Origin of the sequence: Neisseria sp. HMSC055H02 (assembly GCF_001813335.1) — a bacterium.
GTDB lineage: Bacteria > Pseudomonadota > Gammaproteobacteria > Burkholderiales > Neisseriaceae > Neisseria > Neisseria sicca_C.
In genome coordinates this window covers 82,748-103,370 of record NZ_KV812081.1, presented here as the reverse complement: position 1 = coordinate 103,370, position 20,623 = coordinate 82,748, and the positions used below count along the sequence as shown (strand labels likewise).

The window sequence follows — 20,623 nt, the reverse complement described above, 5'->3', positions numbered from 1 at the left end:
TTCAGACGACCTTTTGTTGGTTTTTACAGCAATCCTTCTATCGGCAGGAAGGAAAAGATTTTGGAGGTAACGCGTTTCCAGAATTTGGCTTCCGGCTCGGCGGAGTAGGTTTTCTGGGTGGCGGGGTCGTGCCAGTGCAGTTTGTTGTATTTGTCGAGGGTAACCTGATAGGCGTATTTGGGGGTGGTATTGACGAGGGTGCGCTGCATTTCGCCTGCGATTTTGGGGCTTTCGAGGACGACGCCCATTTCGGTGTTGAGTCTGGCGGAGCGCGGGTCGAGGTTGAATGAGCCGATGAAGACGCGTTTCTCGTCCACGATGAAGGTTTTGGCATGCAGGCTGGTGGCGGAGCTGCCGGTCAGACCGCGGTCTTTGGTGGTGGGGACGGCGTGGTTGGGTTGCAGCTCGTAGAGTTTGACACCGGCTTTGAGCATTGGTTTGCGGTATTTGGCGTAGCCTGAGTGGACGGCGGTGACATCGGTCGCTTGAAGCGAGTTGGTCAGGACGGTTACATCCACGCCGTCTTTAACGAGCCGGTCAAGCGCGCGCACGCCTGATTTGGTGGGAACGAAATAGGGCGAAACAAGATAAATGCTTTTCTTGGGTGTTTTCAAGGCGTTTTGCATGCGTTCGAAGATAGGCAGTTTATGGCGGTCGCGGTCCAGCCCTTTGGCGGGGTCGTCGCTGATCAGGCGGGTATGGACGCTTTGCCAGTCTATGCTGTTGCTCTGCATTTTTTGGTAGAGTTCGGACTCTTCAATGCTTCTGCGGTAACGGTTGACAGTATCGCTTTTGTCTTTGTCGTCGTAACCCATCTCTTGGAAGCCTTTTTCGATATCGCCTTTTTTGATGATGCTGGCGACGGTGTAGGAGGAATGGCTTGCCCAATAGCGGTCGAAGTCTTGGGAAACTTCGGTTACGACGCGGCCGGTAGCGAGGATGTCGAGGTCGGCAAAGATGGTGTCTTCGCCGACTTTGAAATATTCGTCTCCGATATTGCGCCCGCCGAGGATGGTGGCGCGGTTGTCGGCGGTAAAGGATTTGTTGTGCATCCGGCGGTTGAGGCGCGGGAAGTCGGTCAAATAGCCCAGCGCGCGCCATTTGCGGCGGACGAAGGGGTTGAACAGGCGGATTTCGATATTGGGGTGGCTGTCGAGGGCGAGCAGGACGTTGTCCAGCCCGTTGGTGTTGTTGTCGTCAAGCAGCAGGCGCACGCGCACGCCGCGTTCGGCGGCACGGTGAATCAGGTTGAACATGAGCTTGCCGGAGATGTCGTTGTGCCAGATGTAGTATTGGAGGTCCAGGGTGTGGTCGGCGGCTTCAATCAGGGCGGCGCGGGCGACGAAGGCTTCGTGCGCGTCGTTGAGCAGATAGACATTGGAAATATCGCCTCCGGTTTTGGCAGTGGCGGTGTTGAGCAGGGCATCCATGCGCGGGGCGGAACGGATGTCGAGGTAGTGGCTTTCAGGGCGATCGTCCAGTGAGGGCAGGCCGGCGCAACCTGTCAGAAAAACCGGAAGCATAAGGATGAGATGGATTTTTTTCATTCTTGAGGGCATTTCAGACGACTTTCTGCGCTGAAACGGTATTTTTATTTAGAAGGGTCGTCTGAAAGGAAGTTCGATGTTTATACGGTTCGCATTTTAACCGAGAACAAAGCCGGCCGGATTGCTTTTTCAAGTCGGCTTCGTGTTTAAACATGGACGCTGTCGATTTCGGCGTACCGTTTTGCTTTTTCTTCCTCACTTAAAAACGAGGCTTTGAACGAGTTTTTGCACAAGGTGCGGATGTCTGCTTCATTCAAATCCAATGCCTCGGCAAGTTCGATGAAATTTTGGTTGAGGTAGCCGCCGAAGTAGGCGGGGTCGTCTGAATTGACGGTAACCAATACGCCGCGCTCAAGCATACGGCGCAGGTTGTGCCGGGACAGATCGCCGACGACTTTGAGTTTGAGGTTGCTTAATGGGCAGACGGTCAGGGGCATTTGTTCGGCAATCAGACGCTGCATAAGGAGTTCGTCTTCTTCAGAACGCACGCCGTGGTCGATGCGGACGACTTTCAGCAAATCCAACGCTTCCCAAACGTATTCGGGCGGACCTTCTTCGCCGGCATGGGCGACGGCAGGAAAACCTTGCGCGCGGGCTTGGGCGAAGACGCGCTCGAATTTCGAGGGCGGGTTGCCGAGTTCGCCCGAATCCAGTCCGATGCCGTCGATATGTCGTCTGAAAGGCTGTGCTTGGGCAAGCGTTTCAAACGCGGATTCTTCGCTCAAATGCCGCAGGAAACACATAATCAGCCTGCTGGAAATGCCCCATTTTTCCTGCGCTTCCAGGCGGGCGCGGGTGATGCCGTTGATGACGGTTTCAAACGGTACGCCGCGCGCGGTATGGGTTTGCGGGTCGAAGAAGATTTCGGTGTGGACGACGTTGTCCTCGCGGCAGCGGGCGAAATAGGCGGTGGTCAGGTCGTAAAAATCCTGCTCGTGGAGCAAGACCGCCGCCGCTGCGTAGTAAATATCGAGGAAGGATTGCAGGTTGTGAAAATCGTAAGCGCGGCGAACGGCGTCCACATCCGCATAGGGAATGGAAACGCCGTTGCGCCCGGCGATGGCGAACATCAATTCCGGCTCGAACGTGCCTTCGATATGGACGTGCAATTCGGCTTTAGGCAGGGTGCGGATTAAGGTGTGTACGGTCATGGGCGGCACCCGCTCGATCAATAGTGGCGGCGGCGGAAGTAGAACATTCCTTCGCTGTCGAGTTCGAGGATGTAGCGGCCGTTTTGAACGGCGGCATAGCCGCTTTTGCCTGCCTGATACGGTTGCAGGGCGGCGTGGGAGAGGAGGTAGCCGGTTAGTTTGCCACCGTCTTCGGCGATGTTGCCGACCAGTTTGGCAAACAAGGCATGGCATTTGCCGTTTTCAGTCCAGCCTAAAGGCTCGCCTTTGTCACCGGTTTCCATACATTTTCCGCTGATGACTTCCAAATCGTTGGGGTGGTTGCCGATCAGTTGGATGACGTTTTGTTCGGACAAGCCGTTAATCGGATAGCTGATTTGTTTTTTGCCGTCATTGGTTTTGCCTTCGCTGCTTTGACCTAAATCCAAGCCTGTGATGGCGTTGTTGTCGATGTATTTGACTTTAAACGAGGGTTTTGGCGCGGCTTCGGCGGCATTTTGGGCGGACTCGGCCGGGGCTTCGGATTTGCCGCAGGCGGCAAGCAGGAGGGCGGATAAGAGAATCGGAAAGGCTTTCATCGGATATTCCTTGTTTTAAACAGGAAAAGGTCGTCTGAAATATAAGCGGACTGCTTTTTCAGACGACCTTTTGAGATTTACTTCAATGGGCGGATGCCGACGGCGTCGCGTACTTTGTCCAGCAGTTCGCGCGCTTCTTTGCGTGCTTTGGCTGCGCCTGCCTGCAGGATGTCTTCGATTTGCGAAGGATTGGCGGTCAGCTCATTGTAGCGTTCGCGCGGTTCTGCCAGTTCTGCATTGATTTTGGCAGCCAAGAGTTTTTTGGCTTCGCCCCATGCCAGGCCTTCGGCAAGCATTTGTGTGAACGCTGCGGTTTCAGACGACGTGGAGAAGGCTTTGTAGATTTCAAACAAAGGGCTTTCGTCGGGCTGTTTCGGCTCGCCCGGCTCTTTCATGTTGGTGATGATTTTGTTGACCGATTTTTGGGTTTTCTTGTCGTTTTCCCAAAGCGGAATGGTGTTGCCGTAGGATTTGGACATTTTGCGTCCGTCCAAACCGACCAAGAGTTCGACGTTTTCGTCGATTTTTACTTCGGGCAGGGTGAAAACTTCTTTGAAGCGGTGGTTGAAGCGGCCGGCGATGTCGCGCGCCATTTCGACGTGTTGGATTTGGTCGCGGCCGACGGGCACTTCGTTGGCGTTGAACATGAGAATGTCGGCGGTCATCAGGATGGGGTAGCTGTACAGCCCCATTTCTACGCCGTGGTCGGGGTCTTCCTGATTGTTTTCGACATTTGCCTGCACGGCGGCTTTGTAGGCGTGGGCGCGGTTCATCAGGCCTTTGGCGGTGATGCAGGTCAGAATCCAGTTCAATTCCATCACTTCGGGAATGTCGCTTTGGCGGTAGAAGGTGGTGCGCTCGGGGTCGAGTCCGCAGGCAAGCCAAGTGGCGGCAACGGCTTGGGTGGATTGGTGAATCATCTCCGGCTCGTGGCATTTGATGATGCCGTGGTAGTCGGCGAGGAAGAGGAAGGATTCGGTATCGGGGTTTTGCGCCGCGCGGACGGCAGGGCGGATGGCGCCGACGTAGTTGCCCAGATGCGGGATGCCGGTGGTGGTTACGCCGGTGAGGACGCGTTTCTTGCTCATGGGGATATCCTTAAATGGCTCAAGGTAAATGGCTCAAGGTCGTCTGAAATGAAATAGGAATTGATTATACCTGATTCTTAACGAGTTTTCAGGCGACCTTTTTATAATTGGCATATGGACTTATTCACAGCTTTTTTTGTTTAATTTTCCTTTAAAAACATAAAGATATTATTTTTTTTGATATTTTCTTAGATTTTCCCCTTGAGTTATCCACAGGCGGCACTATATAGCATTCATTAGAATGATATTTCAAAAGAAAAGGAAACCAAGAAGATGAGATTCGACAAATTAACCGCCAAATTCCAACAAGCTCTTGCAGAAGCTCAGAGTTTGGCGTTGGCTGCGGACAGCAGCTATCTGGAAGCGGGCTTTGTGCTGAAAGCCCTGCTTGACGATCAAAACAGCGGAGCCGCCGCGCTCTTGGCTCATGCGGGCGTGAACGTGCCGCAGGTGAAACAGCGTTTGCAGCAGCATTTGAACAGCTTGCCGAAAGTGTCCGGCCAGGGCGGCGATATTCTGCCCAGCCGCGAATTGCAGGCGGTGTTGAACCTGATGGATAAAGCGGCAACCAAGCGCGGTGATGCCTATATCGCCAGCGAACTTTTCCTGCTTGCTTTAGTGCAGCAGAATGATGCGACTGGCAAAATCTTGAAAGAAGCCGGCGCGACCGAACAAAATATCAATGCCGCGATTGACGCGGTACGAGGAGGACAAAACGTGAATGATGCCAATGCCGAAGACCAACGCGATGCGTTGAAAAAATACACGCTCGACCTGACCCAGCGCGCCCGCGACGGCAAACTTGACCCTGTTATCGGCCGCGACGACGAAATCCGCCGTGCGATTCAGGTGCTGCAACGCCGCACCAAAAACAACCCCGTACTGATCGGCGAACCGGGCGTGGGTAAAACCGCCATTGTCGAAGGCTTGGCGCAACGCATCGTCAACGGCGAAGTGCCCGAATCCCTGCGCAACAAACGCCTGCTGGTTTTGGACTTGGCGGCATTGATTGCCGGCGCGAAATACCGCGGCGAATTTGAAGAACGCTTGAAAGGCGTGTTGAACGACTTGGCGAAAGACGACGGCAACACTCTGATTTTCATCGACGAAATTCATACTTTGGTCGGCGCAGGCAAAACCGACGGCGCGATGGACGCGGGCAATATGTTGAAACCGGCTTTGGCGCGCGGCGAACTGCACTGCATCGGTGCGACCACCTTGGACGAATACCGCCAATACATCGAAAAAGACGCGGCACTCGAACGCCGTTTCCAAAAAGTATTGGTTGGCGAACCCAGCGTGGAAGACACCATCGCCATCCTGCGCGGTTTGCAGGAACGTTACGAAATCCACCACGGCATCGACATCACCGACCCCGCCATTGTTGCCGCCGCGGAATTGAGCGACCGCTACATTACCGACCGCTTCCTGCCCGACAAAGCGATTGATTTGATTGACGAAGCTGCCAGCCGCATCAAAATGGAGTTGGACAGCAAACCCGAGCAGATGGACAAACTCGACCGCCGCATCATCCAGCTCAAAATGGAAAAAATGCACGTTGCCAAAGAGAGCGACGACGCCAGCAAAAAACGTTTGGAACTGATAGACGAAGAAATCGACGGCTTGCAAAAAGAATACGCCGATTTGGACGAAATCTGGAAAGCCGAAAAAGCCGCGTCTTCCAGTACCGCCGACATCAAGAAACAGATGGACGACATCAAAGTCAAAATCGAGCAGGCCAAACGCCAAGGCGATTTCGCCCGTGCGTCCGAACTCGAATACGGCGAGTTGCCGAAATTAGGCGCGCAGTTGCAGGCAGCGGAAAGTAACCCCGACGGCAAAAAACAAAACAAACTTTTCCGCACCGAAGTGGGCGCAGACGAAGTGGCCGAAATCGTATCGCGTATGACCGGCATCCCTGTGTCCAAAATGATGGAAGGCGAACGCGACAAGCTGCTGAAAATGGAAGAAGTATTGCACCGCCGCGTGGTCGGTCAAGACGAAGCCGTGCGTGCCGTGTCCGACGCCATCCGCCGCAGCCGTTCCGGTCTTGCCGATCCGAACAAACCTTACGGCAGCTTCCTGTTCCTAGGCCCGACCGGCGTGGGTAAAACCGAGTTGTGCAAAGCCCTGGCAGGCTTCTTGTTTGACAGCGAAGACCACCTCATCCGTATCGACATGTCCGAATACATGGAAAAACACGCCGTTGCCCGCCTGATCGGCGCGCCTCCGGGCTATGTCGGCTACGAAGAAGGCGGCTACCTGACCGAACAAGTCCGCCGCAAACCGTACAGCGTGATTCTGCTGGACGAAGTGGAAAAAGCCCATCCGGACGTGTTCAACATCCTGCTGCAAGTATTGGATGACGGTCGCCTGACCGATGGACAAGGCCGCACCGTGGACTTCAAAAACACTGTTATCGTCATGACTTCTAACATCGGCAGCCAGCACATCCAACAAATGGGCACGCAGGATTACGAAGCCGTGAAAGAGGCGGTAATGGAAGAAGTGAAAGCCTACTTCCGCCCAGAAATGATCAACCGTATCGACGAGGTGGTCGTGTTCCACGGACTGAATCAGGAGAATATCCGCAACATCGCGAAAATCCAGCTCAAAGGCTTGGAAAAACGTTTGGAAGCGCAGCACCTGCACCTGAAAGTGGACGATGCCGCCTTGGATTTGATTGCCAAAGCCGGTTTCGACCCCGTGTACGGCGCACGTCCGCTCAAACGCGCCATCCAGTCGGAAATCGAAAACCCGCTGGCAAAAGCCCTGCTCGAAGGCAAATACGCGCCCGACAGCACGATTCATGTGAAAGAAGAGGGCGGCAAGCTGGTATTTGCCTGATTTGAGTGTAGATTGAGATAAAGTGATGAAAAGGTCGTCTGAAAACCTGATTACGGGTTTTCAGACGACCTTTCGTCTTAGGGCTTCAATATTTCACATCAGCAACGCGGTTTTACAAATCCTGCAAACGCTCGACCGAAGGGGCGTAGTAATATGCGCCGGAAACGGCGGTGGAAAGATGCTTGAGCAGAAGGTCGGTTTTGCCGTCGGCATCGCCAAACATGTGCAAAAGCTGTACTTCGATGTTGTGCAGGGTATGGCAGTAGGCAGTGAACATCAGACCGTGTTCGCCGCTGAGTTTGCCGAAGGGCAGGCTGCGGCGGACAATTTTCAAACCCACGCCGTTTTCTTTCAGGTTGACGCGGCCCAAATGCGAATCGGGCAGGCGAACGTCTTTGCTGAATTCTTCGTTGGCTTCTTTGCTGCGGCCGATGCTGGCTTCTTGTTCGGCAACGGGGACGGCATCCCATTTTTTCAGGTCGTGCAGGTATTTTTGCAGGAGGACGTAGCTACCGCCGGCATCGGGTTGGCCTTCGGGAATAATGGCGACATTGCGGACGTTTTCATCGCCTTGCGGGTTTTCAGTACCATCGACAAAGCCGTCCAAGCCGCGGTCTTCATAAAGGCGCAGGCCGTGTTCCTCGGTGGCGACGCTGATGCTGTCTCCGAACGCGGCAAAGACGGATTGGGCGAGCGCGAAGGCGGCGTTTTGGCGGTAGGCTTGGATGTGGATGTAAATATCGTGTTGGGTCGAAGGGGCAAGGCCGTTGCCCATGACGGGGAAGGGCTTGATTTCGCTGCCTTCTTCCGCATGTCCGAACGCTTTCCATGCTTCGCTGCCGAAGGCGATGGTCATGCCTAAAATATCTTCGGGAAAGCGGGTTTTGAGTTTCGCCAAGGCTTCAAGCGAAGTTTTGCAGGCGGTTTTGATGTCGTCGTAGCGGCTGTTGCGAATGTCGGCCTCGATGAATATTCCGGCTTGGGCGTGGTCGGGGATGATGGCGGTTTGCGGGCGGAGCATTGTATTTCCTTTGCGGTTTATGAAATTTTTCAAGCGGTATTATAGCACTTAAGGTTTTCAGACGACCTCGTCTGAAAGGGCGGATATGATAGAATCCGCCGTTTGTTTTTTGATGTTCAACAGGTTCGCTTTATGTTTGGCACGATGTTTCTGATAATGATTGTATTGCTCCAGCTTTTTACTTTTGGGCTTGGGCGTTCGTTGCAATGGCTGTTCGCACCGGTAGTCGGCAAGGCGGGCAGGCGTTGGCTGATGGGTGTGTCGTATTTCGTGACCAACGGCCTGTTGGTGGGGCTTTTGTTGGAGTTGGGGCATTTTATGTTCCGCATCATGGCGTTTTGGATGGTGTTGCTGCTGTTTGTGATGTATGCGGCACTGGCGACATTTATTCTGTTTCTACTGCTGTGAAAATTCGTGGCAAGCCGGTCGCTGTCGCGCAGCCTGCGGTTGTTCGCGCCTCTGTTTGTGTTCGGCTTGGTCGGCTTTGGGATGTACAACGCCTATACGCCCGTCGTCCGTCATCAGACTGTCGTGATCGATAAGAAAATGGACAAACCGCTGCGCATCGGCGTGGCAAGCGACCTGCACTTGGGGATTTTGTTCGGCGCGCGACAACTGGATAAGCTGGTGGACATCATGAACCGCGAAAAAGTCGATTTAATCCTGTTGCCGGGCGATTTGATGGACGATAATGTTGATGCCTACCGCAAAGAGAATATGCAGCCGCATCTGGGTCGTCTGAAAGCGCCGCTGGGTGTTTACGCGACTTTGGGCAATCACGATATGTTCGGCGACAGCGCGCGCATCCGCCATGACCTTGAAGCGGCGGGTATTACCGTACTCGGCAACCAAGTGTTGCAACACGATGCGTTCCTGCTCGTCGGCCGCAACGATGACTTGGATCACGACCGTCCGTCTGTCGCGCAGTTGCTGGAAAACCACAATACCGACCAGCCCGTTTTACTGATGGATCACCGCCCGACCGAAGTCGAGGCGCACGCCACGCTGCCTATTGATGTTCAAGTTTCCGGCCATGTACACAACGGTCAAATTGCACCGGCGAACCTGATTGTCCGCACGCTCTACCGCCTTGCCTACGGCTACGAGGAAATCGGCGGAAGACACTTTTTTGTTACGTCCGGCTACGGTTTCTGGGGGATTCCGCTGCGCTTGGGTTCGCAGTCGGAAGTGTGGGTGATTGATGTGAAGGGGAAGTAATTTATTGAAATTAAGATATAAGGTGTATGAAAAAGGTCGTCTGAAACAAAATTCGGACGGCCTTTTTTATGACTTATGGGCAAAAAAATCTATTTGGGTTATAATGCCATCAAACTAAATCAAATCTGCGGATTGGTTTTCGTTCGCGAGAAATCTGCAAAATACTCAACACATTACTTCAATAAATAATCAAGGATGAGCATTATGGGAATCATTAGTCTTATTTTCATCGCCGTGATATTGGGCTTTCTGCTGATTAATTTCAAACAAAAGCTCAGCCGTTGTAAAAAAGATTACCAAGAATCTTTCGTTGCATTGCGTATCGCTTTGGCGTGTAGGCATCAGGCAGTCAGACATGTTTTAGATGCGTCAAAAATCTACTTAGGGCGCGAAGGTGACGATATGGATAAAGGTTTGTTGTCCGCCTGTGGCGATGCAGAAGCGGTATTGAGCCAGGCATCCAAATCTTTTTCGCCGGAATCGCTTTCCCGCCTGTGCAATGCGGAAGCAGAATTAAACAAATTGCTCCGAAGCTTGCAGGAAGCTTTGGAAAAAAACTTAAAACAACGACCCGACGAAGGGTTGAAAAGCCAGCTTGAAATGCTGGATGCAGCTGAAAACGACGTTGTTTCCGCGCGCCGTGCTTACAACCGCTCCGCAGAACGCTACAACCGCATACTGAGAAAGTCCATGAGCGGAATTATTGCGAAAGTATTGGGTTATCATGTCAAAGCAAGCCTGATTAAATTTGAAGACAACAATGGCCCTCAAATGAGCAAACATTTACTCGCACGCTCGTAATCCTTGTTCGAAAGTATGACGAGTTTGGATGGGAACCCCTTTATTGTCATCATCCCTCGTTCAATAAAAAGGTCGTCTGAAAACCATGTTTCAGGTTTTCAGACGACCTTTATTTTTCAAAACGGAATCAACCGCCGCATGCGCCGCAGCAGCCGCCTTCGCTGTGGCCACCGCGTTTTTCATCGTTGTTGACTACGGGCAGCTCGACTTCTTCAGACTGTTCTTTTTTGTCTTCGGGCAGGTCGTTGACTTTGATTTTGTTTTCTTCTGACATTTTAGGCTCTCTTTAAAAAAGGGTGGAAAGGTGTGCCAAGATACCATCGGGCGGCGGATAAACCAAGCCGGATTTAAGATTTTTTGCGATTCGGTTTGATGAATCGCAAATTGCGCGGGTTTGGATGGTTGATGCACGGCTGATATGATGACGGGACGCTTGTTATCGCGTCCCGCTTGGGTTTCCAGACGACCTTTGGGGATCAGTTCAGGCAGTTTTTCTTACCGAACCAAACAAAACCGATCGCGCCCAAAACAATCATCGGAACGCTCAACCATTGTCCCATCGACAAGCCCAAGGTGAGCAGGCCGAGATAGTCGTCGGGTTGGCGGGCGTATTCGGCGATGAAGCGGAAGAAGCCGTAGCCGCCGAGAAAGAGGGAGGCGACTTGTCCGGTCGGACGCGGTTTTTTGGAGAAAATCCATACGACGATGAAAAGGCAGATGCCTTCCAGCGCGAATTGGTAGAGTTGCGAAGGGTGGCGCGGCAGTACGTGGTATTGCTGCATCCATTCAGCCCAAAGAGGATTGTGCACGGCGGCGTTGAGGTCTTCTGTGCGTGCTTGCGGGAAACCCATTGCCCAAAAGGCGTTGATGTCGGTAATGCGGCCCCAGAGTTCGCCGTTGATGAAGTTGCCGATACGGCCGGAAGCCAAACCCAGCGGAACGAGCGGCGCGACAAAATCCATGGTTTTCAAGGTGCTGATTTTGTGTTTGCGGCTGAACAGCCACATGGCGATGACGACGCCCAAGAAGCCGCCGTGGAATGACATGCCGCCTTCCCAGACCTTGAAAATATCCAGCGGGTGGGCGAGGTAATCGGAGAGTTTGTAGAACAGGACGTAACCGAGACGTCCGCCGAGAATGACGCCTACAACGCCCCAAGTCAGGAAGTCGTCGAGCATTTCTTGGGTAAAGGCGGTGTTGCCTTGTTTGATGCGGCGGCGTCCCAGCCATAGGAAAAGCATAAAGCCGACGATATAGCTGAGGGCATACCAGCGTATGGCGACTGGTCCGATACTGATTGCAATGGGGTCAAACTGCGGATGTATCATCATGATGTGTGTTCCTTATTGGAAGGGCGGTTTATGTGTTTTTAGCCCGACAAAGGTCGTCTGAAAATCCCGATTGGGATTTTCAGACGACCTTTTGTGTGATGGGAAAAGAATTATCGCAAATCATCGACAACGTTCAAGACAGCCGACAACATGGCTTCACCTAAACGCAGGGAGCGTTGGCCGTTCCAACCGAAATCGTCGTCGGGCAGGTTTGCGTTGTCTTTAAACGGCATTTCCAGCGTATAGGCGAGGCAGTCGAAACGGTTGCCCACCCAGTTGGTTGCGAGCGTCATGTTCGCCTGACCGGGCGCGTCTTTTTCATAGCCGTATTCGTCTTGGAAGTCGGGACTGGCGGAGAGCAGGGCGGTTTTGAACTGCGTTTCCAGTGCGGCGATGCGCGGATTGTAGTTCGGCACGCCTTCCGTACCGGCAACAAAGACAAACGGCAATGCTTCGTCGCCATGAATGTCTAAGAACAAATCCACGCCAGTTTCCAACATTTTTTCGCGCACGAGGAAGACTTCGGGGCTTTTTTCCAAAGTCGGATTTTCCCATTCGCGGTTGAGGTTTGCGCCTGCGGCATTGGTGCGCAGGTTGCCCAAGACCGAGCCGTCGGGATTCATGTTCGGTACGATATAGAAAGTGGCGCGGTCAAGCAGGATGCGCGCGGTCGGGTCTTGCGGATCGAGCAGGCGGCCGAGCAAGCCTTCGATAAACCATTCCGCCATCGTTTCGCCCGGATGCTGGCGCGCGATAATCCAGATTTTCATGTCGCTTTCGACTTGGTTGCCGATGGTCAGCAGATTGATGTCGCGGCCTTGTACGGTGCTGCCCAAGTCGTCGATACGGCAAAGCCCGCTGCCTTGCGCGTCGCCCAAGAGGTTTAAATGCTGCTCGTGGGAGTAGGGTTCGAAATAGGCGTAGTAAACGCTGTTGGAGAGCGGCGTATGGTTGATGGTCAACACGCCGTTTTCGTATTCTGTCGGGACGCGGAACCAATTTTGGCGGTCGTAAGAGGCGCACGCCTGATAATCTTCCCAGCCTTCGGGATAAGCCGAATCCGCCGCGTTTTCAAAGTGCATCACGCAATTCTGATACGCCGCACCTTGCAGGCGGAAATAAAACCATTGGGCGAAATCGGAAGCGTTGTCCGGACGCAGCTCAAGGCGGATATTGGCAGGGTCGGTCAGGTCTTTGACGACGACGGAGCCGGCGTCAAATTGAGTGCTGATTTTAATCATGGGAAAGTCCTCGGTATATCGGGCGAACCGGATAACCGTTGTTTGAAAAAATGTGTGGGTGATACCGCGTCCGTCGGCGACGGCAAACCGATATGCCCGAATCCGTTGATTCTACCATTCCGACGGGCGCGTCCTCAACCGATAAGGGGCGGGGAATGTTGTTTCAGACGACCTTTGACGTTAAGATAGGGCAGATTCACTTTAAATCGGGACAAGACGGCAAAGCGGCAAATAGTTGCAAAGCTGATTTTTACTGATTCAAAGGTAATCCGCTATAATGATTAAATTGTTAATAATGAGACACGATTATGAGCGAATCCCACCCCATTTCAGCAGCCGACAAAGCGCGTATTTTAGCCGAAGCCCTGCCGTATATCCGCCGTTTTTCCGGCTCCGTCATCGTCATCAAATACGGCGGTAACGCCATGACCGAGCCTGCTTTGAAAGAAGGCTTCGCCCGCGATGTCGTTTTGCTCAAACTGGTGGGCATCCACCCCGTCATCGTCCACGGCGGCGGCCCGCAAATTAATGAAATGTTGGAAAAAATCGGTAAAAAAGGCGAATTTGTGCAAGGTATGCGAGTGACCGACGGCGAAACGATGGACATCGTCGAAATGGTGTTGGGCGGTCATGTGAATAAAGAAATCGTCTCACTGATTAATTTGCAGGGCGGACGCGCGGTCGGCGTCACCGGACGCGACAACCATTTCATCAAAGCGAAAAAACTGCTGGTCGATACGCCCGAACGGGCAGGCGTGGACATCGGACAAGTCGGTACGGTCGAAAGCATAGACGTACGCCTGATTGAAGGATTGATCGAACGCGGCTGCATCCCCGTCGTCGCGCCCATCGGCGTCGGCGAGAAAGGCGAAGCGTTCAACATCAACGCGGACTTGGTCGCAGGCAAACTGGCGGAAGAGTTGAACGCGGAAAAACTGCTGATGATGACCAATATCGCCGGTGTGATGGACAAAGAAGGCAACCTGCTGACCAACCTCACGCCAAGCCGTATCGGCGAATTAATCGCAGACGGCACGCTCTACGGCGGTATGTTGCCCAAAATCAGCTCCGCCGTCGAAGCGGCAAGCAACGGCGTCAAAGCCACACACATCATCGACGGCCGCCTGCCCAACGCGCTTTTGCTGGAAATTTTCACCGATGCGGGCATAGGCTCGATGATTTTGGGTGAAAGTTCATAACGGTCGGCAACTGATTCAAGGCTTGCCCAACAGCGGGCCTTGCCAATGCTCAAATACACAAAAGGTCGTCTGAAAACCTGTTTCAACGCTCATAGAGAATGCAGAAACGGATTTTCAGACGACCTTTTTACTATTTTCAGCCCTATTGAGGCTGCACGTTGAAAGGCATATCGATCTTTTGCCATTGCGCGCTTTCGTAGCCGAGTGCGGCGGCGATTAGAGGGTGTTGTTCGAGCCAGTTTTGGCTGATGCGCAGGATGAAGCCTTTGCCGGTTTCGTCGGCGCGCAGTTGGGTTTGCGGCGGCAAATCCAAAGGCAGGCGGGCGCGGCAGAAAAGTGCGGCGAGGCGCAGGGAGAGGACGGCGTACCAAAGCATTTCGCTGCTGCCGACGATGTCCGCCATTTTTTTCATGTCGCCGCGGTGTCCGATGACCAGTTGCGCGAGTATGGTTTGCTCTTTGCGGGAGAAACCGGGCATATCGGCGTTTTCGAGGATGTAGGCGGAGTGTTTGTGGTAGCCGGTGTGGGCGATGTCGAGTCCGATTTCGTGCAGCCTGCCTGCCCAGCCGAGGTATTGTTGCCATTGGGCAAGGTCTTGGACGGTTACGTTTTTGGCGTGGCACAGGCTGTCCATAAAGGCTTGCGCGGTTTCGGCGACGCGTTTGGCTTGATTGAGGCTGACATGATAGCGGTTTTGGAACTCGGCGGTCGTCTGATCGCGCATGTCTTCGTTCAAACCTCGCCCAATCAGATCGTAGAATACGCCGTCGCGTAGGGCGGCTTCGGTAACGGTCATTTTGGTGAGGTCAAGTTCTTCAAACGCTGCCATCATGACGGCCAGTCCGCCGGCGAACACTTCCACGCGCTCGGGCTTGAGGCTTTCGAATTTGGCTTTTTTGACGGAACCGGCTTCAATAATACGGTCGGCGAGGTAGCGCATGCCTTTGTAGGTGATGTCGGCTTCTTGGGGCAGCTCGGCGGCGATGAGGTCGCGGATGGATTTGGCGGAGCCGGAGGTGCCGATGGCGAAATCCCAACCTGTACGCTTCATGAGTTTGCTGATGCGCTGGATTTCGTTGCGGGCGGCGGAGATGGCGGCTTGGAAGTCTTTGGCGGTGATTTTGTTTTGGAAAAAACGCAGGCTGTAAGTGACGCAGCCTAAGGGCAGGCTTTCGGTAGCGAGCGGCTGGAGGTCGGAGCCGATGACGAATTCGGTCGAGCCGCCGCCGATGTCGATGACGAGCATCTTGTCGCCGTTGGGCGGTAGGGTGTGGACGACGCCGGTGTAAATGAGGCGGGCTTCTTCACGGCCTGCGATGATTTCGATGGGGAAGCCCAGTGCGGCTTCGGCTTTGGGTAGGAATTGGGCGATATTTTTTGCTACGCGGAAGGTATTGGTCGCCACAACGCGCACTTGTTCGGGTTTGAACCCGCGCAGCCGTTCGCCGAATTTTGCCAAACAGTCCAAGGCACGTTCTTGGGATGCTTCGTCGAGGTTTTTATGTTCGTCCAAACCGGCGGCAAAACGCACCATTTGTTTGAAGGAATCAATGACTTTCAGTTGTCCGTTGTTGTTTTCGCAAACTTGGAGGCGGAAGCTGTTGGAACCTAAATCGACGGATGCCAGGACGTTGGTGGGCGTAGTGGTCATGAAGGGATACCGGTGGATAAACGAAGCTCTAATGTTACTCTGTCCCGCCGTTGATTGACAATATCGCAGATCAACTTTAAACCGCCGCAATATTGCACCGTATTGATGTATCACGCATTGTCTGTTTCAAGTCAATCTGCCCATCAATGATGTACGCCACCTTTGATTCCGCACGGAGATATTCTTATAATACCCGTTTTGCAAACGTCAAAAGGTCGTCTGAAAACAAAAATAGGGTTTTCAGACGACCTTTAAACCGACTAAACGAATGACAGTACACATGAAAACGGAAAACCTGATCCTCACGCCCGAATCCCCGTCCCGCCGCCGCTTTTTACTGGCTGGCGGCGCATTGCTGCTCAGTCCTGCAGCCGCACTCGCCGGCGCGCAACGCGAAGAAACGCTTGCCGACGATGTCGCTTCAGTGATGCGCAGCTCCATCAACAATGTCAATCCGCCGCGCCTCGTGTTCGCCGATCCAAACGAAGGCGAACGCTGGCTGGCGGCGATGTCCTCCCGCCTTGCCCGCTACGTTCCCGATGCCGCCGAACGCCGCCGCCTGCTGGTCAACATCCAATACGAAAGCAGCCGCGCGGGGTTGAATACCCAAGTGATTTTGGGTTTGATCGAAGTCGAAAGCGCGTTCCGCCAATACGCCATCAGCGGCGTGGGCGCGCGCGGGCTGATGCAGGTCATGCCGTTTTGGAAAAACTATATCGGCAAACCTTCGCACAACCTGTTCGACATCCGCACCAACCTGCGCTACGGCTGCACCATCCTGCGCCACTACAACAATATCGAAAAAGGCAACATCGTCCGCGCTTTGGCGCGCTTCAACGGCAGCCTGGGCAGCAACAAATACCCCAACGCCGTCTTAGGCGCATGGCGCAACCGCTGGCAATGGGGCTGACCGCGGGGTATAAACGGCTGCGCCCGTGCAAATGCAAACCCTTTTGAATCCTGTATAATCCGCACATCTGATAATTTTAAAATTTCAGACGACCTTAAAATCCTACCGGGTCGTCTGAAAAACCGTTTATGGCAAAAGACACCCGCATCCAAATGTTCCCGCACGAATGGCGTGCCAGCACCACCCTCTCCGGCGTTTACGCTCTGCGTATGTTGGGGATGTTCTTGGTTCTCCCCGTTTTGTCCTTATATGCCGCCTCATTGCCCGGCGCGGAAAACAACAAAACCTTGGTCGGTCTGGCAATGGGTATCTACGGACTGACGCAGGCTTTGCTGCAACTGCCTTTGGGTATCGCCTCCGATAAATTCGGACGCAAAAAAACCATTTATGTCGGACTGATTGTCTTTGCCGCCGGTAGTTTTCTCGCCGCTGCCGCCAACTCATTGCCCATGCTGGTTGCCGCGCGCGCCATCCAAGGGGCGGGCGCAGTCAGCGCCGCAGTGACCGCGCTGCTTGCCGACCTGACCCGGGACGGCGTGCGTACCCGCGCAATGGCGATGATAGGTTTGAGCATAGGTTTGACCTTTTCCGTCAGCCTTGTGGTCGCCCCGATGATTGCCGATATTATCGGCGTTCCCGGATTGTTTATGCTGACCGGCATCCTGACCGTCATCAGCATAGGCGTTGTCGCTTGGATGACTCCTGATCCCGAAGTGTCCAAGCTGCACGAAGACACACAGGCGCAGCCCTCGCGCATGGGCGAAGTCCTCCGCGACCGCCAGCTTCTCAACTTGGATTTCGGCATTTTCGCGCTGCATGCCGCACAAATGGCGTTATTCACTGCCCTGCCTTTTGCCATGACGCAGCTCGGTTTGGAAAAAATCCAGCATTGGAAAGTCTATCTGCCCTCGACCATCGCAGGGCTGGTGATTATGATTCCCCTCATCATCATTGGCGAAACCCGCAACAAGCTCAAGCAAGTCTTCATTCTCGGCATCGCCTGCATCGCAGCGGCGCAAATCGGCTTATTGTTCGGCATGCACTCGATTTGGTTGATTACCGCCTATCTGGTTGTTTACTTTATCGGCTTCAACGTATTGGAAGCCAGCCTGCCGTCTATGGTGTCTAAGATTGCACCGGCCGATTTGAAAGGCACGGCGATGGGCGTTTACAATACCATGCAGTCCGTCGGGCTGTTTGTAGGCGGCGCAAGCGGCGGATGGCTGTTTCAACAATACGGCTTTGCAGGCGTTTTCACCTTTTGCAGCGTATTGATGCTGCTATGGCTGGTCATCGCCGTTCTCGCGCCCGCGCCCAAACCCGTCAGAAACCTCAGCTATCCCGTCAGCCGTGCATGGCAGGAAAAACACGATTCGCTCTACCAAGCATTGTCCCAAGTCGAAGGCGTCGAAAGCATTACCTTCAGCGCAGACAAACAAACCATTTACATCAAGGCGTTGCAAAAAGGATTTGACCAAGAGGCCGCCGAAAACATCATCACAGGAGTTTAAAAAATGTCATTGAACAAAGTCATCCTTATCGGCCGTCTCGGTCGCGACCCCGAAGTCCGCTATATGCCCAACGGCGAAGCCGTCTGCAATTTCAGCGTCGCCACCAGCGAAACCTGGAACGACCGCAACGGCCAGCGCGTAGAACGCACCGAGTGGCACAACATCACCATGTACCGCCGTCTCGCCGAAATCGCCGGACAATATCTGAAAAAAGGCAGCCAAGTATATCTGGAAGGCCGCATCCAAAGCCGTAAATACCAAGGCAAAGACGGCATCGAACGCACCGCATACGACATTATCGCCAATGAAATGAAAATGCTCGGCGGCCGCAACGACAACAGCGGCGGCGCACCTTACGATGACGGCGGTTACAGCCAAGGCGGCTACCAACAACAAGCGCCGCAGCAACAATACCAAGCCGCCCCGCAAAACCAAGAGCCTCCTGCCGCCCCCCGCCGCCAAGCTCCCGCCGCACCGGCAGCCCCTGTCGAGGACATCGACGACGATATTCCGTTCTGAGTTACATAAACAACTCAACAATATTGCTTGATACAAACCGCCGAGGTTTGAGGATAGATTGGGTATCCGTATTGGATGAAAGCAATCCGTCAGACTTTGAAAGCCATTTATAAAATGCTTTGAAATTTGGCCGCGCTTTTATTGTCGATACCCTCAAAGTACAAAGGTCGTCTGAAACTTTAATTTCAGACGACCTTTCCACTTTTCAAACAACCGTCAAACTTCCTGGCGAGTAGGCCGGAAGATGATTTCGTTTATATCCACTTCCTCAGGTTGACTGATTGCGAACAGGACGGTGCGGGCAAAGCTGGAAGCGGGAATCTCATTGTGAGCATAGAAGTTTTCCATTGCGCCGCTAGCCATTTCAGAGCTGCTGCCATGCTTTAATTCGCTTTCAACTGCACCCGGGCAGAGAATAGTAGTACGCAAGTTGTAAGGTTTAACTTCCTTGCGCAGGCTTTCAGAAATGGCGCGTACCGCGGTTTTGGTCGCAGAATAAACAGCACATAATGGCCCCCAAACGTGTCCGGCTACGGAAGAAACATTGATGATCTGACCGCTCTTTTGTGTTTTCATGGTCGGTAAAACGGCTGCAATGCCATGTAAGACGCCCTTGATATTGATGTCGATCATTTGATTCCATTCATCCACTTTCAATTCCTCCAATAAGGAAAGTGGCATGACACCCGCGTTGTTGAGCAATACGTCGATGCGGCTGTATAAATCCAACGCACGTTGTGCCAAGGCTTGAACTTCGCCTAATTTAGTGACATCCGTTTGCACGCAGTGGTCGTGCGAGATACCCAATTCGTCAGCAAGGACGTGCAGGCGGTCTAAACGGCGCGCGCCCAAGATGACTTTTGCGCCTGCCTGCACCAAATGGCGGGCGGTTTCCGCACCCAGCCCGCTGGATGCGCCGGTGATAATGACAACTTTGTTTGCTACGTTTTGCATAATATTCTCCTTAATTAACGGATAAAGTGTAATTGGCCTTGATTGCCCAAATAGGTCGTCTGAACAGCGGTGAATTGCTTGTCAGCAACCATATCGGCGGCCTGTTGCAGATAATCTTTGAAATGCGGCGTTTCGCGGTGCGCCTGATAGGCGGCTTCGTCGGCGTAGATTTCAAAAAATATCCATTGGTTCGGCACGTCTTGTCGGGTGGCGGCATACATTACCAACACTCCATGTTCCGCTTGCAGTGATTGCGCCACTTCCGCGCGGACGATTTTGCTGAATGCGGCAGTGCGTGTTGCCCGCACACTGAACTTGATTGCAGGCGACGGGCAAACCAACGTCTTGCATCTAAACACGCTGGATTGGGAACGCTGGGATGAAAAAACCAAAGACGAAAACTGGCTCGATACTTACGGCAACGGTTGGAAAGGTTTGCGCAAACTCAGAAAGCAAAAAGACAGCAACCGCGATTTCGGTTTCGACATCCTGATGGCGAATCCACCGTTTGCAGGCGACATCAAAGAAAGCCGTATTTTGGCGAAATACGAACTGGGGAAAAAGCCCAACGGCAAAGCCCAAACCAAAGTCGGGCGCGATATTCTCTTTATCGAACGCAACCTGGATTTCTTAAAAGACGGCGGACGCATGGCAATCGTGTTGCCGCAAGGGCGTTTCAACAACAGCTCAGACAAAGCCATCCGCGAATTTATCGCAAAACGTTGCCGCATCCTTGCTGTGGTTGGTTTACATGGGAATGTATTCAAACCACATACCGGCACCAAAACCAGCGTTTTATTCGTGCAAAAATGGCATGACACCCTTTGCCCGAAAGTGGAAGACTACCCGATTTTCTTTGCCACCATGCAAGAACCCAGCAAAGACAACAGCGGCGACAAAATCTTTGTCCGCAAAGAAGACGGCACACCTGTACTCGACAGTCACGGGCATTTGATCGTCAAACATGACCTGTTCAACCACGACGGCAAAACAGGAGACGGTATTGCCGAAGCCTTTTTGGAATTTGCCAAAAAAGAGAAACTGTCTTTTGCGGGAAAGCCCTAAGCCCCTTTGATG

Annotated in this window: 19 protein-coding genes and 1 pseudogene; 9 read left to right on the top strand and 11 right to left on the bottom strand. The window is 53.3% G+C overall.

The features are described from left to right. Window positions 1-23: 23 nt before the first annotated feature. The 4 genes from HMPREF2907_RS03615 to trpS form a co-directional block, all read right to left on the bottom strand. Entirely contained in the window at window positions 24-1,547 is a 1,524-nt protein-coding gene (locus tag HMPREF2907_RS03615) for a phospholipase D family protein (protein ID WP_070680139.1), read from the bottom strand. 146 nt (window positions 1,548-1,693) lie between these two features. Next, window positions 1,694-2,698, bottom strand: coding sequence for an adenosine deaminase (locus HMPREF2907_RS03610; protein WP_070680136.1), 1,005 nt, complete (start codon window positions 2,696-2,698; stop codon window positions 1,694-1,696). A 17-nt stretch (window positions 2,699-2,715) separates the two neighbouring features. Further along, window positions 2,716-3,255 (bottom strand): hypothetical protein, encoded by a 540-nt coding sequence (locus HMPREF2907_RS03605; protein ID WP_070680133.1) that lies wholly within the window; start codon window positions 3,253-3,255, stop codon window positions 2,716-2,718. A 77-nt stretch (window positions 3,256-3,332) separates the two neighbouring features. Continuing rightward, window positions 3,333-4,343 carry a tryptophan--tRNA ligase gene (trpS, locus tag HMPREF2907_RS03600; RefSeq protein ID WP_016688058.1) on the bottom strand — a complete coding sequence of 337 codons (1,011 nt, stop codon included), beginning with the start codon at window positions 4,341-4,343 and terminating at the stop codon, window positions 3,333-3,335. 273 nt (window positions 4,344-4,616) lie between these two features. Here trpS and clpB point away from each other — a divergent pair, with 273 nt between their 5' ends. Next, window positions 4,617-7,190: an ATP-dependent chaperone ClpB gene (clpB, locus tag HMPREF2907_RS03595; protein ID WP_003742105.1), complete on the top strand. Its 2,574-nt coding sequence runs from the start codon at window positions 4,617-4,619 to the stop codon at window positions 7,188-7,190. A gap of 112 nt (window positions 7,191-7,302) precedes the next feature. Here the strand turns inward: clpB and HMPREF2907_RS03590 are convergent, their stop codons facing one another. Further along, a complete protein-coding gene (locus HMPREF2907_RS03590) occupies window positions 7,303-8,211 on the bottom strand; it encodes a Dyp-type peroxidase (protein ID WP_070680130.1) in 909 nt (302 codons plus the stop codon). A 132-nt stretch (window positions 8,212-8,343) separates the two neighbouring features. Between HMPREF2907_RS03590 and HMPREF2907_RS03585 the strand changes: the two are divergent. Continuing rightward, window positions 8,344-9,429: pseudogene (locus HMPREF2907_RS03585) on the top strand (metallophosphoesterase). Window positions 9,430-9,633: 204 nt separating this feature from the next. Beyond that, window positions 9,634-10,230, top strand: coding sequence for a LemA family protein (locus HMPREF2907_RS03580; protein ID WP_039855689.1), 597 nt, complete (start codon window positions 9,634-9,636; stop codon window positions 10,228-10,230). Window positions 10,231-10,357: 127 nt separating this feature from the next. Here the strand turns inward: HMPREF2907_RS03580 and HMPREF2907_RS12860 are convergent, their stop codons facing one another. The 3 genes from HMPREF2907_RS12860 to HMPREF2907_RS03570 form a co-directional block, all read right to left on the bottom strand. Further along, window positions 10,358-10,504, bottom strand: coding sequence for a hypothetical protein (locus HMPREF2907_RS12860; protein WP_019269978.1), 147 nt, complete (start codon window positions 10,502-10,504; stop codon window positions 10,358-10,360). 202 nt (window positions 10,505-10,706) lie between these two features. Then, window positions 10,707-11,561 carry a prolipoprotein diacylglyceryl transferase gene (gene lgt / locus HMPREF2907_RS03575; protein WP_070680127.1) on the bottom strand — a complete coding sequence of 285 codons (855 nt, stop codon included), beginning with the start codon at window positions 11,559-11,561 and terminating at the stop codon, window positions 10,707-10,709. A 110-nt stretch (window positions 11,562-11,671) separates the two neighbouring features. After that, window positions 11,672-12,802, bottom strand: a complete 1,131-nt coding sequence (locus HMPREF2907_RS03570; RefSeq protein WP_070613292.1) for a M14 family metallopeptidase — start codon at window positions 12,800-12,802, stop codon at window positions 11,672-11,674. 92 nt (window positions 12,803-12,894) lie between these two features. Here HMPREF2907_RS03570 and HMPREF2907_RS03565 point away from each other — a divergent pair, with 92 nt between their 5' ends. Continuing rightward, on the top strand, window positions 12,895-13,059 hold the full coding sequence (locus tag HMPREF2907_RS03565) for a pseudouridine synthase (protein WP_070493200.1): 165 nt from the start codon (window positions 12,895-12,897) through the stop codon (window positions 13,057-13,059). A 51-nt stretch (window positions 13,060-13,110) separates the two neighbouring features. Then, on the top strand, window positions 13,111-14,001 hold the full coding sequence (gene argB, locus HMPREF2907_RS03560) for an acetylglutamate kinase (RefSeq protein ID WP_070680124.1): 891 nt from the start codon (window positions 13,111-13,113) through the stop codon (window positions 13,999-14,001). A gap of 142 nt (window positions 14,002-14,143) precedes the next feature. Here the strand turns inward: argB and ppx are convergent, their stop codons facing one another. Next, window positions 14,144-15,652 carry an exopolyphosphatase gene (gene ppx, locus HMPREF2907_RS03555; RefSeq protein WP_070680121.1) on the bottom strand — a complete coding sequence of 503 codons (1,509 nt, stop codon included), beginning with the start codon at window positions 15,650-15,652 and terminating at the stop codon, window positions 14,144-14,146. Window positions 15,653-15,932: 280 nt separating this feature from the next. Here ppx and HMPREF2907_RS03550 point away from each other — a divergent pair, with 280 nt between their 5' ends. From HMPREF2907_RS03550 to HMPREF2907_RS03540, 3 genes are all read left to right on the top strand, one after another. Beyond that, window positions 15,933-16,562: a lytic transglycosylase domain-containing protein gene (locus tag HMPREF2907_RS03550; RefSeq protein WP_003756649.1), complete on the top strand. Its 630-nt coding sequence runs from the start codon at window positions 15,933-15,935 to the stop codon at window positions 16,560-16,562. A gap of 128 nt (window positions 16,563-16,690) precedes the next feature. Further along, window positions 16,691-18,073 carry an MFS transporter gene (locus tag HMPREF2907_RS03545; protein WP_049225826.1) on the top strand — a complete coding sequence of 461 codons (1,383 nt, stop codon included), beginning with the start codon at window positions 16,691-16,693 and terminating at the stop codon, window positions 18,071-18,073. A gap of 3 nt (window positions 18,074-18,076) precedes the next feature. Next, entirely contained in the window at window positions 18,077-18,592 is a 516-nt protein-coding gene (locus tag HMPREF2907_RS03540; protein ID WP_003742079.1) for a single-stranded DNA-binding protein, read from the top strand. 216 nt (window positions 18,593-18,808) lie between these two features. On the opposite strand, the gene HMPREF2907_RS03535 is transcribed toward HMPREF2907_RS03540, so the two are convergent. Continuing rightward, window positions 18,809-19,546 (bottom strand): SDR family oxidoreductase, encoded by a 738-nt coding sequence (locus tag HMPREF2907_RS03535; RefSeq protein WP_318258997.1) that lies wholly within the window; start codon window positions 19,544-19,546, stop codon window positions 18,809-18,811. Between the two features lie 14 nt (window positions 19,547-19,560). Further along, window positions 19,561-19,854, bottom strand: a complete 294-nt coding sequence (locus HMPREF2907_RS11670) for a putative quinol monooxygenase (protein ID WP_210388586.1) — start codon at window positions 19,852-19,854, stop codon at window positions 19,561-19,563. 7 nt (window positions 19,855-19,861) lie between these two features. Here HMPREF2907_RS11670 and HMPREF2907_RS03525 point away from each other — a divergent pair, with 7 nt between their 5' ends. Beyond that, complete coding sequence (locus HMPREF2907_RS03525) at window positions 19,862-20,611, top strand: HsdM family class I SAM-dependent methyltransferase (RefSeq protein ID WP_210388585.1); 750 nt, start codon at window positions 19,862-19,864, stop codon at window positions 20,609-20,611. Window positions 20,612-20,623 lie beyond the last annotated feature (12 nt).